The 14,763-nt window shown below is 71.4% G+C and carries 15 protein-coding genes; 9 read left to right on the top strand and 6 right to left on the bottom strand.

Annotation, left to right across the window (positions count from 1 at the left end; translation table 11 throughout):
* Nucleotides 1-36: 36 nt before the first annotated feature.
* Together ACWDAG_RS06910 and ACWDAG_RS06905 are read left to right on the top strand one after the other, a co-directional pair.
* Nucleotides 37-1,035: an NADP-dependent oxidoreductase gene (locus ACWDAG_RS06910; protein ID WP_450694541.1), complete on the top strand. Its 999-nt coding sequence runs from the start codon at nt 37-39 to the stop codon at nt 1,033-1,035.
* A gap of 107 nt (nt 1,036-1,142) precedes the next feature.
* Nucleotides 1,143-1,562, top strand: a complete 420-nt coding sequence (locus tag ACWDAG_RS06905; RefSeq protein ID WP_450694540.1) for an organic hydroperoxide resistance protein — start codon at nt 1,143-1,145, stop codon at nt 1,560-1,562.
* Nucleotides 1,563-1,651: 89 nt separating this feature from the next.
* Here ACWDAG_RS06905 and ACWDAG_RS06900 read toward each other — a convergent pair whose 3' ends face one another.
* The gene (locus ACWDAG_RS06900; protein WP_450694539.1) at nt 1,652-2,803 is read right to left on the bottom strand and encodes a serine hydrolase domain-containing protein; all 1,152 of its coding nucleotides are present in this window, start codon (nt 2,801-2,803) and stop codon (nt 1,652-1,654) included.
* A 216-nt stretch (nt 2,804-3,019) separates the two neighbouring features.
* Between ACWDAG_RS06900 and ACWDAG_RS06895 the strand changes: the two genes are divergently transcribed.
* Nucleotides 3,020-3,883, top strand: a complete 864-nt coding sequence (locus ACWDAG_RS06895) for a hypothetical protein (protein ID WP_450694538.1) — start codon at nt 3,020-3,022, stop codon at nt 3,881-3,883.
* Nucleotides 3,884-3,936: 53 nt separating this feature from the next.
* Nucleotides 3,937-4,752: an EI24 domain-containing protein gene (locus ACWDAG_RS06890; RefSeq protein ID WP_450694537.1), complete on the top strand. Its 816-nt coding sequence runs from the start codon at nt 3,937-3,939 to the stop codon at nt 4,750-4,752.
* On the opposite strand, the gene ACWDAG_RS06885 is transcribed toward ACWDAG_RS06890, so the two are convergent.
* Both ACWDAG_RS06885 and ACWDAG_RS06880 read right to left on the bottom strand, forming a co-directional pair.
* Nucleotides 4,730-5,986, bottom strand: a complete 1,257-nt coding sequence (locus ACWDAG_RS06885; protein WP_450694536.1) for a pyroglutamyl-peptidase I family protein — start codon at nt 5,984-5,986, stop codon at nt 4,730-4,732. The genes ACWDAG_RS06890 and ACWDAG_RS06885 overlap by 23 nt on opposite strands.
* Before the next feature lie 134 nt (nt 5,987-6,120).
* Nucleotides 6,121-7,071, bottom strand: coding sequence for a LysR family transcriptional regulator (locus ACWDAG_RS06880; protein ID WP_450694535.1), 951 nt, complete (start codon nt 7,069-7,071; stop codon nt 6,121-6,123).
* A gap of 50 nt (nt 7,072-7,121) precedes the next feature.
* Between ACWDAG_RS06880 and ACWDAG_RS06875 the strand changes: the two genes are divergently transcribed.
* Genes ACWDAG_RS06875 through ACWDAG_RS06865 form a run of 3 tightly spaced genes read left to right on the top strand, consistent with a single transcriptional unit; the run spans nt 7,122 to nt 8,703 of the window.
* Nucleotides 7,122-7,940 carry an NAD(P)-dependent oxidoreductase gene (locus ACWDAG_RS06875; RefSeq protein WP_450694534.1) on the top strand — a complete coding sequence of 273 codons (819 nt, stop codon included), beginning with the start codon at nt 7,122-7,124 and terminating at the stop codon, nt 7,938-7,940.
* Nucleotides 7,941-7,949: 9 nt separating this feature from the next.
* Nucleotides 7,950-8,339 carry a RidA family protein gene (locus tag ACWDAG_RS06870; RefSeq protein WP_450694533.1) on the top strand — a complete coding sequence of 130 codons (390 nt, stop codon included), beginning with the start codon at nt 7,950-7,952 and terminating at the stop codon, nt 8,337-8,339.
* 25 nt (nt 8,340-8,364) lie between these two features.
* Nucleotides 8,365-8,703: a YrdB family protein gene (locus ACWDAG_RS06865; RefSeq protein ID WP_450694532.1), complete on the top strand. Its 339-nt coding sequence runs from the start codon at nt 8,365-8,367 to the stop codon at nt 8,701-8,703.
* 9 nt (nt 8,704-8,712) lie between these two features.
* On the opposite strand, the gene ACWDAG_RS06860 is transcribed toward ACWDAG_RS06865, so the two are convergent.
* Nucleotides 8,713-9,291: a TetR/AcrR family transcriptional regulator gene (locus tag ACWDAG_RS06860; RefSeq protein ID WP_351470293.1), complete on the bottom strand. Its 579-nt coding sequence runs from the start codon at nt 9,289-9,291 to the stop codon at nt 8,713-8,715.
* A gap of 144 nt (nt 9,292-9,435) precedes the next feature.
* On the opposite strand from ACWDAG_RS06860, the gene ACWDAG_RS06855 reads away from it, so the two are divergent.
* Nucleotides 9,436-11,880 (top strand): beta-glucosidase H, encoded by a 2,445-nt coding sequence (locus ACWDAG_RS06855; RefSeq protein WP_450694531.1) that lies wholly within the window; start codon nt 9,436-9,438, stop codon nt 11,878-11,880.
* A gap of 64 nt (nt 11,881-11,944) precedes the next feature.
* On the opposite strand, the gene ACWDAG_RS06850 is transcribed toward ACWDAG_RS06855, so the two are convergent.
* On the bottom strand, nt 11,945-12,919 hold the full coding sequence (locus ACWDAG_RS06850; protein ID WP_450694530.1) for an aldose epimerase family protein: 975 nt from the start codon (nt 12,917-12,919) through the stop codon (nt 11,945-11,947).
* A 46-nt stretch (nt 12,920-12,965) separates the two neighbouring features.
* Nucleotides 12,966-13,853 carry an SGNH/GDSL hydrolase family protein gene (locus tag ACWDAG_RS06845; RefSeq protein WP_450694529.1) on the bottom strand — a complete coding sequence of 296 codons (888 nt, stop codon included), beginning with the start codon at nt 13,851-13,853 and terminating at the stop codon, nt 12,966-12,968.
* Nucleotides 13,854-14,121: 268 nt separating this feature from the next.
* On the opposite strand from ACWDAG_RS06845, the gene ACWDAG_RS06840 reads away from it, so the two are divergent.
* Nucleotides 14,122-14,616: a DUF3145 domain-containing protein gene (locus ACWDAG_RS06840; protein WP_450694528.1), complete on the top strand. Its 495-nt coding sequence runs from the start codon at nt 14,122-14,124 to the stop codon at nt 14,614-14,616.
* Nucleotides 14,617-14,763: the final 147 nt, after the last annotated feature.

Below are 14,763 nucleotides of genomic sequence, written 5' to 3'. Positions count from 1 at the left end.
CTGAAGCACTTCCCGCACACTCGAAAGGCACTCGTCATGATCAACCGCGAATGGCACCTGCTCAGCCGCCCCGTCGGCTGGCCGAAGCCCGAGGACTTCGCCCTGGTCGAGACGGAGGTCGCGGCACCGGGTGAGGGTCAGGTGCTGGTCCGCAACAAGTACCTCTCGGTCGACCCGTACATGCGTGGTCGCATGAGCGACGCCAAGTCGTACGTCGCGCCCTTCGAGCTCGGCAAGGTCATGCAGGGCGGCGCGGTCGGCGAGGTCGTCGAGTCCAACGCCGAGGGCATCGCCGTCGGCGACCACCTCCTGCACTTCCTCGGCTGGCGCGAGTACGCGGTCGTGGACGCGAAGACCGCCGTCAAGGTCGACCCGGAGGCCGCGCCGCTGAGCACGTACCTCGGTGTGCTCGGCATGACGGGTCTGACGGCGTACGCGGGCCTGCTGCGGGTCGGCGCCTTCAAGGAGGGCGACGCGGTCTTCGTGTCCGGCGCCGCGGGTGCCGTCGGCAGCCAGGTGGGCCAGATCGCCAAGCTCAAGGGCGCCTCGCGGGTCATCGGCTCCGCCGGCTCCGACGAGAAGGTCAAGCTCCTGGTCGAGGAGTACGGCTTCGACGCCGCCTTCAACTACAAGAACGGCCCTGTCTGGGAGCAGCTCAAGGAAGCCGCCCCCGACGGCATCGACGTCTACTTCGACAACGTCGGCGGCGAGCACCTCGAAGCCGCGATCGGCGCGCTCAACCTGAAGGGCCGTGCCGTGATCTGCGGCATGATCTCGCAGTACAACTCGACCGAGCCGACCCCCGGCCCGCGCAACATGGTCAAGATCCTGCAGAACCGGCTCCGCGTCGAGGGTGTTCTGGTCGGCGACCACTACGACCTGCAGCAGCAGTTCGTCCAGGAGGTCGGCCCCTGGGTCGCCTCGGGACAGCTGAAGTACCGCGAGACGGTCGTCGAGGGCATCGAGAACAACCTGGAGGCCTTCCTCGGGGTCCTGCGCGGCGACAACACCGGAAAGATGATCGTCAAGCTGTAGGTCGACCTCTGGCCTTCCCCGCTGTTTCCGGAATGCGATAACTTCTTTCCGAAACCGTCGTCGATCGTGGGCGCGAGTCGCGGCGGACCGAGGAGGAAGACAACCGCATGTCCATCCAGCAGACCGACGTCCTCTACACCGCCGTCGCCACCGCCGAGAACGGTCGCGACGGCCGGGTCGCCACCGACGACGGCAAGCTCGACGTCGTCGTGAACCCGCCCGAGGAGTTGGGCGGCAGCGGCGCCGGAACCAACCCGGAGCAACTGTTCGCGGCCGGGTACAGCGCCTGCTTCCAGGGCGCGCTGGGCGTCGTGGCCCGCCAGGAGAAGGCCGACATCTCCGGCTCGACGGTGACCGCGAAGGTCGGCATCGGAAAGAACGACGACGGCTTCGGGATCATCGTCGAGATCTCGGCCGAGATCCCGGCCGTCGACGCGGAGACCGCCAAGGCCCTTCTGGAGAAGGCCCACCAGGTCTGCCCGTATTCGAAGGCGACTCGCGGCAACATCACCGTGACGCTGGTCTGACGTCGCTCGTTGCGTACGTCGGAGGCCGCATCCCTGGACGTGGGATGCGGCCTCTGTTGTACCCGGCGAACAGCAGGTTGTACGGGGAATCAGGAAGCCAGCGCCGCCGTATGTACCGCCTTCACCAACCGCTCGTTCTCCGGCGCCGCCCCGCCCGGGAAGGCCATGCGCCGCCGGGTGTAGCCGTACGCCAGCCCGCTGCGCGGGTCGGCGAACGCCTGGGAGCCGCCCGCTCCGCTGTGCCCGAAGGTCCCCGCGCCCAGGAACAGGTACCAGGCCTCGGCCGTCGCCTGGAAGCCGAGGCCGAAGGCGCGGTGGGCGCGGGCCACCAGGTCGTACCCGACCGAGTGGACCTGCCCGACCTCGGCGACGGTGTCCGGCTTCAGCAGCGGCGGCCGCCCCGCCACCTCGCTGATCGCCGCCGCGTACATCCCGGCCAGCCCGCGTGCGGCGGCCACTCCGCCCGCCGACGCCGGGCCCTTGGCCCGCACGGTACGGGAGTTGGCGTAACCGGCCAGGTCACCCGGCTCGGGCACATGGGTGTTGAAGGCGATCGAGGCGAGCGTGTGCGGCCCTCTCGGCGCCGCGTCCAGGAAGGCCTGCTCCTTCGCCGTGGGGGTCATCGGCTGCACGGACCGGAAGCGGGGCTCCAGCGCCTCGGGCAGCCCCAGGAAGAAGTCCAGCCCGTACGGCGCCCGCACCCGCTCCTCGTAGATCTCCTGGAGGGTGTGGCCCGTGGCCCGCCGCACCACCTCTCCGGTGAGCGCGCCGATGACGAGCGCGTGGTAGCCGAACGCGGTGCCCGGGCGCCAGAAGGGCCGCTGGTCGGCGAGCCGTTCGGCGATGGCGCGGTCGTCGGCCAGTTCGTCCTCGCTGAACCCGGCGTCGAGCCCGACCAGCCCGGCACGATGCGTGACCAGGTCCCGCAGCGTCAGCGCCGCCTTGCCCTCGGTCCCGAACTCCGGCCAGTAGTACGTCACCTTGCGGTCCAGCTCCAGCGTGCCGTCCTGCACGAGGAGCGCGACGACCAGATGGGCGGCGCCCTTGGTCGACGAGAACACCCCGTACAGGGACTCGGCGTCGTTGCCGTCCCCGGCCCACAGGTCGACGACCTTCCGGCCGTGCACATACGCGCACAACTGGCCCTCGTAGTCGGGTGGTTCCCCCGCCACGAACGCGGCGAACTCCTCACGCACCGCCTCGAAGCCGTCCGCGACGGTGCCGTGGATCTGCTGCGTCATCCGTTCTCCTCAAGCTCGGCCGCTGGGCGAGGGGGGCTTCCTGAGATCGATACGGCGAGATGTACCTGTTCGACTCAACACCAACAAGAGGTGGTTCATGTCGCGGATGCCCCGTATGGCGTACCGCGGGTGGGCCGGAGGGGGCGACGCGGTCCGTCGGATGGGGGCATGCTGAGGGGCGACCGTCGGCACCCAGGCTCCATTCGAGGAGAGCCCATGGCAACGATCCCTTCGCTCCCCAGCAGGGACGACGTGCTGCGTATGGCACGCAACACCACCGACATCACCGGCCAGCTCCTGGACACCGCAGGGAACATCACCCGGATCGCGATGAACACCTTCGACCCGCGGGACGGTTCGGGCGCGGAGGTGCTGCGCGTGCTGCGCGAGACCACCGCGGAACTGGCCGAGGCGAGCGCGTCCCCGCAGGCGCAGGAGGCGTTCTACCGGATCGTCGACACCCTGACCCGGCTGGGCACGAGCGGGGCGCCGCTCGCCGTGCACCCGGTGAGCGAACCGGCGCAGGCCCTGCTGACGGCGATCGGCGACAGCCTCCTGCCGGTGCTGGACGCGGTCGAGCCGGCCGTGGAGGAGTTCGCGGACGCCCTCGGCGACCTGGTCGAGGCTACGTCCCCGCTGCTGCCCGCGGCGGCGGGCGTGGCCGCGGGCGCGCTTCTCGCGGTGACGCCGGTGCTGCGGGCCGCGGCGGACGTCCTGCGCGAGTCCTCGCCCGAACTCCGGCGCGTCGCGGACGCCTTGACCGCCGCCCTCGCCCCGCTGATGCCACTCCAGGTCGCCCTCGCGGAACGCGCCGCAGCCGCCGGAGCAGGCGTCGTCCGGGCGACCCTGCCCCCACTGGCCGACCTCGCGGAGGCGGCAGCGGCAACGACGAAGGCGGCCCGACCGGTGCTGGTCGCGAGCGAGGAACTGCTGGTGACCGGCCTGGAGCAGCTCCAACCCCTGCTGCTGGCTGCGGCGTCCCGTGCGGGGCGGGTGGCGCGGGCAGCGGCGATACGGGTGAGCGCGGCGGTGTCGCCTGCGGCGGAGCCAGGGGTTGTGGTGTCCGTTACCCCGGTGTAGTGCCAGGTGTTGGCGGTGCCGTCCGGCAAATCGGGGCCCGATAGGGTTCCCACATGCGCGATCTAGGGGCGGGCTTCACTTACCTGATCAAGGGCCAACGATGGGTGGCCGGCCACGGCAGGCAATACGGCTTCGGCCTGCTGCCGGGCCTGATCACCCTCGTCCTCTACGCGGCAGCGCTCACCACCCTCGCCCTCTGGGGCGAAGACGCCGTCACCTGGGCAACCCCCTTCGCCGACGACTGGTCCGGCCCCTGGCAAGGCCTCTTCCGCGGCTTCCTGACGGCAGTGCTCTTCGCCCTGGCCCTCCTCCTCGCCGTCCTCACCTTCACGGCGGTGACGCTCCTCATAGGCCAGCCCTTCTACGAGAGCCTCTCCGAGAAGGTCGACGCGGACGTGTCGCCCGACGGTACCGCCCCCCGGTCGGGCCTCCCGCTCTGGCGTGAACTGTGGATCTCGGCCCGCGACAGCCTCCGTATCCTCGCGCGCGCCCTGCTCTGGGGCGTCCTGCTCTTCGCCCTCGGCTTCCTCCCGCTCGTCGGCCAGACCGTCGTCCCGGTGATCGGCTTCTTCGTCACGGGCTTCTTCCTCACGGAGGAACTCACCGCGGTGGCCCTCCAGCGCCGCGGCGTCGAACTGCGCGCCCGCCTCACCCTGCTCCGCTCCCGCAAGACCCTGGTCTGGGGCTTCGGCACCCCGCTGGGCCTGGCCTTCCTGGTCCCGTTCGTCGCGGTGTTCCTGATGCCGGGCGCGGTCGCGGGCGCGACGCTGCTGGCTCGGGAGCTGCTGGGCGAGGAGACCGACGGGGGTGCCGACGACACCGCCGAAGACCCCGACGGCGAAGACGTCACCCAGCGCTCGTGGCGTTGACCGCCACGGTCAGGATCGCCCGTACCTGAGTGATGATGTCCTGCCGGTTCCGCAGGAACTGCGGGTCCGTGACCGTCCCGGTCGCCGGATCGGTGTTGCCCGTGCCGAACTGCAGCACCGGTGTGTGCACATGGCCGCCGGGCAGGGTGTCGTGCAGCCCGAGACGGTCCCGCAGCAGGGTGGCCCGGTAGGCGATCTCGTTGGAGAGGTAGTCGCCCCCTCCGCCGGCCCGAGCGGTCGAGCCGGGAGTCGGCCCGTCCGGCCGTACCACCGCATCCGTGCCGCCCGCCGGGATCTCGGTCACCTCGGTGTGGTCGTACACGGGGAAGCGTCCCGTGTTCGCGGCCACGATCGCCTTGTACGGCAGGGTGGTGGTCGTCCACTGCGGCTGTGAGGCGGGATCGGTGACCGGGACGGTCTCCGTCCGGCTGATGTTGTCGTTGTCGGCGAACCCGCCCCGCCAGGCCCCGTTGGTCCGCTCCACGTCGAACCGCCCGACCCGCCCCTGGCTCACGGTCGTGAACAGGTCCACCTTCTTCAGATACGGCCGCAGGGTGCGCTCCACGGTGCCGTCCGCGAAGTCCTGCCAGCGCACAGGGAAGACCACGGTCTCGACCCGCGCCGGCCCGTCCGCCGTCTCGATCACCGTTCCGTCGAGCGCGAGCGCGGTGGCCCCGGAGGGGTTGGAGATCCGGATGTCCCGATCCAGGGTGAACGGATCGAAGCCGGTGACCAGCACACGCTTCAGACCTTTGCCGTGCTGCGGGTAGCGGACGTCGGTCTGCCCGCGCGAGGTGCGCTCCAACGCGTCGATCAGCGCGGCCCGTTGCTGGTCGCTGAGCCCGAACTCCGGCTCCCAGGTCCGCAGGTCCCGGGTCATCCCGAGCCGCGCCCAGTACAGCGGCCGGTCGTCGTCCCGGGCCAGGTCCCCGCCCGCGGGCCCTCGCCCCTGAGCCCGCTCCACGGCCCGCCGCCACAGCGCCGACCCCTCGTGCACGACGATGCGGCGGGCCTGCGCATAGGAACAGGCCCCCTCCAGTGCACGGGTGAGCCCTGGGGCCACGTCGTCGAACCCTGACCGTTCGAGGATCTCCTGCGGTACGGCCTTGTCGAGCCGCTGCTCCTCCACGGTGGGGGAGGGGACGGTCGCGGCGGCGGTCGCCGTGGTGGGGGCAGCGAACCCGGCCAGCAGTGCCAGTCCGAATACGCCGATCCGAACACGTATGGAGTTCAAGGGAGTTCAGGTCCTTCCGTCGCCGTTGTGGGGGAGCGTGGTGCGACGGCCGCAGTATCGCCCGACGGAAGTGGTCTACGCCATGGTGCACGTGTGTCAGGTGTGCAGAGGAGTATCGGAGTAAGTGCGCCCACCTACCCGGGGATACGGGCCACCGCCTCCCGCAGCGCCCCGACGAACGCCTCCACGGTCGGCGTGGGCGCCCGCCCCCGTGCCGTCGCCGCGTACACCGCCCGGGCCGGAGCCCCTTCGTCGAGGACCGGCAGCAGCGCGATGTCCGGGCGTACGGACTCGGCGGCCAGCGCGGGGACCAGAGTGACTCCCAGCCCTGCGGCGACGTACCCCTGCTTGGCGGTCCACTCGGCGACGACATGCGTCACGCGTGGGCGGAAACCCTGGCGCAGGGCCGCGTCCAGGAGGGTGCCCTCGGGGCGGGAGCTCCCGGAGATCCAGTCGGCGTCGGCGAGTTGGCCGAGCCGTACCGGGCCCTCGTGGCCGGCCAGCGGGTGGTCGGCCGGGACGGCGACGTACAGCGACTCGTCGAGGAGATGGTGGAGTTCGTACGACTCCAGGGGCGCGCGCCCGGTCGTCGAGACGACCGCCAGGTCGAGGTGGCCCGCGGCCAGCCGGTCCAGCAGACGGGGTGTGAGGCCCTCCTCGCGGGAGAGCCGGACCCGGGGGTGGCGGGCCCGGAACGCGGCAAGCGCGTGCGGCACCAGAGCCGCGTCGGCCGTCGCGAACGCACCGAACCGCAGCCGTCCGCCCGCCACTTCACGCAGGGCCGCCAGCTCGCGCGCGGCGCCGTGCAGCGTCTCGGCCACCGTCTCCGCGTGCGGGACGAGCAGCCGGCCCGCCTCCGTGAGCCGTACACCGCGCGGCAGCCGGTCGAAGAGCGGGGCGCCGCCGAGCGCCGCCTCCAGCGAGGAGATCTGCCGCGAGACCGCCGACTGCGTCCAGCCGAGCGCCCGCGCGGCCACGGTGAACGATCCGTGCCGGGCGACCACCAGGAACACCCGCAGCCAGACGGTGGAGAGGTCCGGTACCGGTGCCCCTGCTGAGGGATGCTGTTTCGGCATGGGAGCCATGCTAGACATTCGCTTGTCGCATCGCAGGTGGCGGGCCTAGCGTCGATGGCATGCCGCAGCTGGATCAGATCGCGTTCCTGGGCCTGGGACACATGGGTGCCCCCATGGCCCGTCGACTCCTCGCCGCCGGGCACCCGTTGACCGTCTGGAACCGCACCGCCGCCAAGGCCGCACCGGTGGTCGCCGACGGGGCCGTGCTCGCCGCGTCCCCCGCCCACGCCGTGCGGGACGCCGACGTGGTGATCACGATGCTCGCCGACCCGGCCGCGCTCGACGCGGTCGCCGCCGAGATCGTGCCCGCGCTGCGCCCCGGCACCCGGTGGCTCGAGATGTCGACCGTCGGCCCGGACGCCGTACGCGAACTGGCCGCCAGGGCAGGAGAGTCGGCCACCGTCATCGACGCCCCCGTCATGGGCAGCACCGACCGGGCGGCGGCCGGTGAGCTCGGCATCCTCGCCGGCGGCGACACGGCGGGCGTCGAGCATGTCCTGGCCCGCCTCGGCACCGTCACCCGTACCGGCGGCCCCGGCTCCGCCGCCGCCCTCAAGCTGGTCCTCAACTCGGCCGTCATCGGCGGGGTGGCGCTGGTCGCCGAGGCGTTGCGCCTGGCCGACGCCCTGGGTGTGGACGGCGACCTCGCGCGCTCAGCCCTCGCGAACAGCCCCGTGGGCGGAGCCGTCGTCCGTGCCTTCGCCGAGGGCGTGCACTTCGGTACCACCCTCGCGGTCAAGGACCTGGTCCTGGCGACGAAGGCGGCCGAACTGCCCGCCATGGAAGCCGCGTTGGGCCACTACCTCCGAGCCGCCGCCGACCCCGCCCTCGCGGACGCGGACCTCTCCCGCGCCGCTGCCCGCATCCGAACCGCCTGAAGGGACCCCATGAAGGTCACCCTGGACAACCCGGCCGACGCCCCTCAACCCGCCAGCCCTTACTACTCCCAGGTCGCCCGCGTCGAACACCCCGACGGCAGCGCCCTGTTGTTCGTCTCCGGGCAGATCGCCGAGGGCGACACCCTCGCCGAGCAGACGCGTGGCATCTTCGAGGGGCTCGACGCCTTGCTGCGGGCCCACGGGGCGACCCTGGCCGACGTCATCAACATCCGCTCGTACCTGACCGACATCGCCAAGCTGCAGGAATACGGCGCCGTACGGCGGGAGTTCCTCACCGGGACGCCGCCGACGAGCATGACCTTCGAGGTCTCGCGGCTGTTCCGGCCCGAGGCGCAGATCGAGATCGAGATCGTCGCCGCCGTAACCGCCCCGGAGTGATCGCTTCCGGGCGATACTGCCGCCCATGATGGCAATCAAGGCTGCGAACCTCGGCGTCCTGTTCCTCATCGAACTCGGCGCCCTCGCGGCCGTCTCCTACTGGGGCTTCACCCGGGACGTGGCCACGCCGCTCACCTGGCTGCTCGGCCTGGGGGCTCCGGCGGTACTGATCGTGCTGTGGGCGCTGTTCGGCTCCCAGAAGGCGTCGTACAAGACGCGCGGCGCGGTCCGTGTCGGCTTCGAACTGATCTGGTTCGGGGCCGGGGTGGCCGCGCTGTTCGCCGCCGGGGCAGTGGGCTGGGCGATCGCCTTCGCCGCCGTGTGCGCGGTGAGCAAGACGCTCGCCGTGATCTGGCGTCAGTAGCGGGGGAGTTCAGACCTCCTCGCCCAGCAGGGTCAGAAAATCCCGGAAGGCCCCCGGCATGTCCACCGACTCGGGGTCCAGCAGCCACTGGTACTGCAGGCCGTCCATCACCGCCACGAGGAGCGGAGCCGTCCGCTCCGGCGTGAGCCCGTTCGGCAACCGCTCCCCGTACTCGGCACGCAACACCGCCGCCATGCTCTCCCGGACCTGCCGGTACCGCCCGGTGAAGTACGCCCGCGCCGGATGCCCCTCCGTCACACTCTCGCCCAGCAGCGCCGAGAACGTCTGGATGATCCCGGGCCGCATCGCGTTGTACTCGACCAGCGAGGCCAGCAGATCCACCCGCCACTGCGTGGCCGGTACGGCATCCCACTGGTCCCGGTCCTTCAGGACGGCGACCAGCAGCGCGTCCTTGGTGGGGAAGTAGTGCAGCAGCCCCTGCTGGGTGAGCCCGACCCGCTCGGCCACCGCCGCCAGGGACGCGCCCCGGTACCCGCGCTCGGCGATCACCTCCAGTGCCGCCCGCACGATCTCCGCGCGCCGCTCCTCGCTTCTGACCCTGGCGTTCATGGCGTCACCGTACGACATCCCCGTACAGGCAATATCACGGCACGATAACGAAACCTACCGTGTTACAGGGAGCGGGTGCACGATGGGGCGCAGGACTACATGGACTACATGCAGAACTACATGGACGACGTTGGCAGCATGACTCGATGAGGAGGCGCCGCGATGGCGGGAACCCCTGGAAGCTCTCCGGCCGACCGGGCGCGCGAGGCCGCCGTCGACGCGGCGCTCGGCAAGCTGGACCTGGACGCCAAGGCCCGGCTGCTGTCCGGCCAGGACACGTGGTCCCTCCCCGCCCTGCCGGAGATCGGTCTGAAGTCGATCGTCATGTCCGACGGGCCGATCGGCGTCCGGGGTGTGCGCTGGACCGCCGACGATCCCTCCATCGCCCTGCCCTCCCCGACCGCACTTGCCGCCACCTGGGACCCGGAACTCGCCCGCCGCGCCGGCACCCTGCTCGCCCAGGAGGCCCGCCGCAAGGGCGTGCACGTGCTCCTCGCGCCGACGGTCAACCTCCACCGCTCCCCGCTCGGCGGACGGCACTTCGAGGCGTACAGCGAGGACCCGTATCTGACGGGACTGATCGGCGCGGGTTATGTGCAAGGCGTCCAGTCGGGCGGCGTCGGCACGACGGTCAAGCACTTCGTCGCCAACGACGCCGAGACCGACCGCTTCACGGTCGACAACCTGGTCTCCCAACGCGCCCTGCGCGAGCTCTACCTGGCCCCCTTCGAGATCATCGTCGAGAACGCCCGTCCCTGGGGCATCATGACCGCCTACAACACGGTCAACGGCACGACGATGACCGAGCACCGGTATCTCGTGAACGAGGTCCTGCGCGGCGAATGGGGCTTCGACGGCTACAACGTCTCCGACTGGACGGCCGCCCGGTCCACGGTCGGCGCCATCGAGGGCGGTCTCGACGTCGCCATGCCCGGCCCGCAGACCGTGTACGGTGCCCCGCTGGCCCAGGCCGTACGGGACGGCGAGGTCGAGGAGGTCGTGGTCGACGCGGCCGTACGCAACGTCCTGCGACTGGCCGCCCGCGTCGGCGCCCTGGAGGGCGCCGAACCGGCCGTCACCGAACTGCCCGGCACCGTGGACGGCATCGGACTGGCCCGTGAGATCGCCCGCCGGGCCTTCGTCCTCGTGAAGAACGACAACGAGGCCCTGCCCCTCAAGTCCGGCACGGTGGCGCTGATCGGCGCCGCCGCCCGCGACGCCCGTGTCCTCGGCGGGGGTTCGGCGACGGTCTTCCCGGCCCGAGTCGTCTCCCCGCTCGACGGCCTCACCGCCGCCCTCACCGAGGGCACACTCACCTACGCGGTCGGCGCCGACCCCAACACCGAACTCGCCGTGGCGGACAAGGGTTTCGAACTGCGGGCCGTGTGCCGGGACGCCGACGGGAACGTCATCGGTACGCGCTCGGTGCCCAGCGGCCAGATCCAGTGGGCGGACACGGACCTCCCCGGCGGCGTCACTTTCGGCAATCTCCACACCATCGAACTGACCGGCACCTTCACCCCGCGCGACACCGGCCCGCACACCTTCGGCATCAGGGGCACGGGCCACTTCACCCTCACCGTCGCCGGCACGACGTACCACGACGACGTCCAGCGCCCCGCCGCCGACGGCGACCCCTTCGAGGCGTTCTTCGACTCCCCGGTACCTCGTGCCCAGCCCGAACTGACCGCCGGCGAACCGGTCGACGTCTCCCTCACCCACGTCTGCGCGCTCCCCGAGGAGGCCCCCTTCAAGGTCGTCGTCTTCGCCCTCGCCCACCAGGAGCCGCAACGCGACCCCGACGACCTGATCGCCGAGGCCGTCGAGGCCGCCCGCGCCGCCGACACAGCCGTCGTCGTGGTCGCCACCACCGAGCGCGTGGAGTCGGAGGGCTTCGACCGCAAGGACCTCGCCCTCCCCGGCCGCCAGGACGACCTGGTCCGAGCCGTCGCCGCCGCCAACCCGAACACCGTCGTGGTCGTCAACTCCGGCTCCCCGGTCGAACTGCCGTGGCGGGACGAGGTCGCCGCGGTCCTGCTCAGCTGGTTCCCCGGCCAGGAGGGCGGCGCGGCCCTCGCCGACGTGCTGACCGGCGCGTACGAGCCGGGCGGCCGCCTGCCCACCACCTGGGGCTCCCTGTCCGACGCCCCGGTCACCCAGGTGGTGCCCGAGGACGGTGAACTCGCCTACACCGAGGACGTCTTCATCGGCTACCGGGCCTGGGAGAAGCAGGGCCGCACCCCCTCGTACCCCTTCGGCCACGGCCTCGGCTACACCGACTGGACCTACGAGTCCGTCGAGGTCGACGGCACCACCGCCACGGTCCGCGTCCGCAACTCCGGCGAGCGTGCGGGCCGGGAGGTCGTGCAGGTCTACCTGGCGCCCACCGAGCCCGGCCCCGACCGCCCGGCACGCCGGCTGGCGGGCTTCGCGGGCGTGGCGGCGGCCCCCGGCGAGACGGTGGAAGCAGTCATCGAGGTCCCCCGCCGCGCCTTCGAGGTCTGGGACGAGGCAACGGACTCATGGTCACTTGTGAAGGGTTGGTACGAGATCCAGGTGGGCCGCTCGATCACCGACCGCCGTCTCACCGCGACGATTAACGTCTGATCCGGGACAAGTCTCCCCGCGAACGGCCCCGGCCCGGGACCTGACCCCTGGGCCGGGGCAATGCTCAGCCGGCGGTGAACCCGTACACCGTCTCCGACCGGAACACCTCGCCCGGCCGCAGCACCGTGCTCGGGAAGGCCGGGCGGTTCGGGGAGTCGGGGAAGTGCTGCGTCTCCAGCGCGATGCCGTCGCCGGGGGCGAAGGGGGCGGACAGGTGGTCCGCGGTGTAGAGCTGGAGGCCGGGCTCGGTGGTGGCCACCGTCAGGACCCTGCCGGATGCGGGGTCGTGCAGTTCGGCCACCTCACGGGCGGACTCGGTCACTCCGCCGTCGAGCACGAAGTTGTGGTCGTATCCGGCGCCGACCTTCCGCGCCTGACGGAAGTCGAAGCGCGTGTCCGTCACGTCGGCGAGCTCGCCGGTCGGGATCAGGTCGGCGTCGACCGGGGTGTAACGGGAGGCGGCGAGCCGCAGTTCGTGGCCGCCCGCGCTGCCCGAGCCGCCGAGGTTGAAGTAGCTGTGGTTCGTCAGGTTCACCACGGTCGGCGCGTCCGTCACCGCCTCGTACGCGATGTGCAGTGCGCCGGACCCGTCGAGCGTGAACGTCGCCGAGACCTCAAGGCGCCCCGGGAAGCCCTCCTCGCCATGCGCACTGACCCGGCTCAGACGCACCCCGTACTCCCCGGCCGGCGTCACGTCCCACACCCGCTTGTCGAAGCCGCGCTCGCCGCCGTGCAGGGAGTTGGGCGGCGTGTTCTGTTCGAGCGCGTAGGTCACCCCGTCCAGCGGGAAGCGGCCGCCCGCGATCCGGTTGGCGTACCGGCCGACGAGCGCGCCGAAGTACGGCTCCGGGTGCGTGAGATAGCCGTCCAGGTCCGCGAACCCCAGCACCACGTTCCCGGCTCGCCCCTCCCGGTCAGGGACCTCCAGCGACTGCACGATCCCGCCGTACGACAGGATCCGGACCCGCACGCCGGCCCGCTCCAGGGTCCAGCGGTGAACCGGGGTGCCGTCGGGAAGTGCGCCGAAGAGTTCGTTCATGTGCGGAACTTTAGGCCACGGCCCTGCGGTCCCCGGGCGCAGCACCTCACGCCTTCTTCCCCGTGACCTTCCGGTAGGCGATCTCCGCCAGCCGCGCCTGGCCGTTCACACTGGGGTGGAACCAGTCCCACTGGCTCAACTGGGCCGTGCCGAACCGGTAGTCGTACACCGCGCCCCCGTCGAACCGGCACCGCCGGTCCTTCGCGCATACCTCCTTGAGCACCGTGTTGTACGCCTCCACGCGCTTCTGCACGGTGTCCCGCCGCAGTGTCGCCGCCGAGTCCAGCGCGTCCGCGTCGCCCAGCATGGACGGGCAGATGCCGAGCTTCCACACCTGTTTGCCCAGCGGGTTGGTGCGGCCCTCCGACCACAGCCGCTTCAGGTTCGGCACGCTCGCCACGTACACCTGCGTCTTCGGCAGCGACCTGTGCAGGGTGCTCAGCGCGTCCTCGAAGTCCGCGCGGAAGCTCTCCACCGAGGTCATCGCCGCGGTGCTGGCCCGGCAGGCGTCGTTCGCCCCCGCCATCACCGTCACCAACTGCGGCCTGCGCGTCACCGCCTGCGCCATCTGGCCCGGCAGGTCCGCCATCCGCGCCCCGGTCACCGCGTAGTTCCAGCTGCGCTCGGCTGCCTGCGCCTTCCCCAGCAGCCGTACGGCGAGACTGTCGACCTTGGCGCTGCTGCCGGTCGCCCAGGACACCTCCGGGCAGTCCGACAGGACCGTACAGGCGTCGAAGCCGCGGGTGATGGAGTCGCCGACCGCGGCGATCGAACGGGGGCTCACGTCCCACGCCGGCGCAGGCTTCGCGGTGTGCGCCTCGGTGCCCGTCGGCCCGGCGGAGTTGCCACCGACGGCGTCGCAGCCGGCGACGCCCAGGACGGTCGCCGCCACGGCGGCGAGAACGGTCCGTGAACGGTGGCTTGGCTTCCGCATACGCCGTTGATCCCCTCGATGCAGTCCGTCTACGTACGGATGTGTCCCCCCATAACAACGCGCGGGAGTTCCCGATCCACGCACCCTGCAACGGTTCACACCCGTACAAGCGTCCTGCCGGGTGAATGGCGGACGTTTCAGCGCACCGGGACCGACGGTACGTCACACTCCTTGCGCCGCCGCACGGTAGCCTCGCCATCAACGTGGCCGCCTGGCCACGGCCGACCGCCAGTCCGCCCAGATTGTCCTGCTCTGCCCGGAGGTCCCGGTGACGACACGTGGGGTTCTGTACGTGCACTCCGCACCGCGCGCGCTGTGCCCGCACGTCGAGTGGGCCGTCGCCGGGGTGCTCGGCACACGCGTCAACCTCGACTGGATCCGGCAGCCCGCCGCCCCCGGCACCTGGCGCTCGGAGTTCTCCTGGCAGGGCCAGGTGGGCACGGCGTCCAAGCTGGCTTCGGCGCTGCGCGGCTGGCATCTGCTCCGCTTCGAGGTCACCGCCGAGCCCTGCCCCACCGCGGAGGGCGAACGCTACAGCTGCACCCCCGACCTCGGCATCTTCCACGCCGTCACCGGCATCCACGGCGACATCCTCATCCCCGAGGACCGCCTCCGCGCCGCCCTGGCCCGCTCACAGCAGGGCGAGACGGAACTGGAGTCCGAAATCACCAAGCTCCTCGGAAAGCCCTGGGACGACGAGTTGGAGCCTTTCCGGTATGCGGGTGAGGGCGCCCCGGTGCGCTGGCTGCACCAGGTGGTGTGAACCGCCCTGCTTTTGGTCTTCAGGGGCGTGGGGCTGTATCGATTTGCGGCTCCGCCGCGTGGGCGCGACCAGCCACAGACGGCCCGCAGTCGGCCGACGACAGACGTAAAACGGCGAGTGGCCCGCCCCCAACCCGGGGACGGGCCA

The organism is Streptomyces sp. NPDC001157 (assembly GCF_053598255.1).
Note: the sequence above shows the minus strand (reverse complement) of the source record. Positions and strands in the feature narration are given on the sequence as shown.

Bases quoted from the DNA above. Each gene is read 5' to 3' on its own strand.
- ACWDAG_RS06910 (WP_450694541.1), top strand. From the start codon at position 37: ATGATCAACCGCGAATGGCACCTGCTCAGCCGCCCCGTCGGCTGGCCG.
- ACWDAG_RS06905 (WP_450694540.1), top strand. From the start codon at position 1,143: ATGTCCATCCAGCAGACCGACGTCCTCTACACCGCCGTCGCCACCGCC.
- ACWDAG_RS06850 (WP_450694530.1), bottom strand. From the start codon at position 12,919: ATGAACGAACTCTTCGGCGCACTTCCCGACGGCACCCCGGTTCACCGC.
- ACWDAG_RS06900 (WP_450694539.1), bottom strand. From the start codon at position 2,803: ATGACGCAGCAGATCCACGGCACCGTCGCGGACGGCTTCGAGGCGGTG.
- ACWDAG_RS06875 (WP_450694534.1), top strand. From the start codon at position 7,122: ATGCCGCAGCTGGATCAGATCGCGTTCCTGGGCCTGGGACACATGGGT.
- ACWDAG_RS06865 (WP_450694532.1), top strand. From the start codon at position 8,365: ATGATGGCAATCAAGGCTGCGAACCTCGGCGTCCTGTTCCTCATCGAA.
- ACWDAG_RS06880 (WP_450694535.1), bottom strand. From the start codon at position 7,071: ATGGCTCCCATGCCGAAACAGCATCCCTCAGCAGGGGCACCGGTACCG.
- ACWDAG_RS06845 (WP_450694529.1), bottom strand. From the start codon at position 13,853: ATGCGGAAGCCAAGCCACCGTTCACGGACCGTTCTCGCCGCCGTGGCG.
- ACWDAG_RS06860 (WP_351470293.1), bottom strand. From the start codon at position 9,291: ATGTCGTACGGTGACGCCATGAACGCCAGGGTCAGAAGCGAGGAGCGG.
- ACWDAG_RS06890 (WP_450694537.1), top strand. From the start codon at position 3,937: ATGCGCGATCTAGGGGCGGGCTTCACTTACCTGATCAAGGGCCAACGA.
- ACWDAG_RS06870 (WP_450694533.1), top strand. From the start codon at position 7,950: ATGAAGGTCACCCTGGACAACCCGGCCGACGCCCCTCAACCCGCCAGC.
- ACWDAG_RS06895 (WP_450694538.1), top strand. From the start codon at position 3,020: ATGGCAACGATCCCTTCGCTCCCCAGCAGGGACGACGTGCTGCGTATG.
- ACWDAG_RS06855 (WP_450694531.1), top strand. From the start codon at position 9,436: ATGGCGGGAACCCCTGGAAGCTCTCCGGCCGACCGGGCGCGCGAGGCC.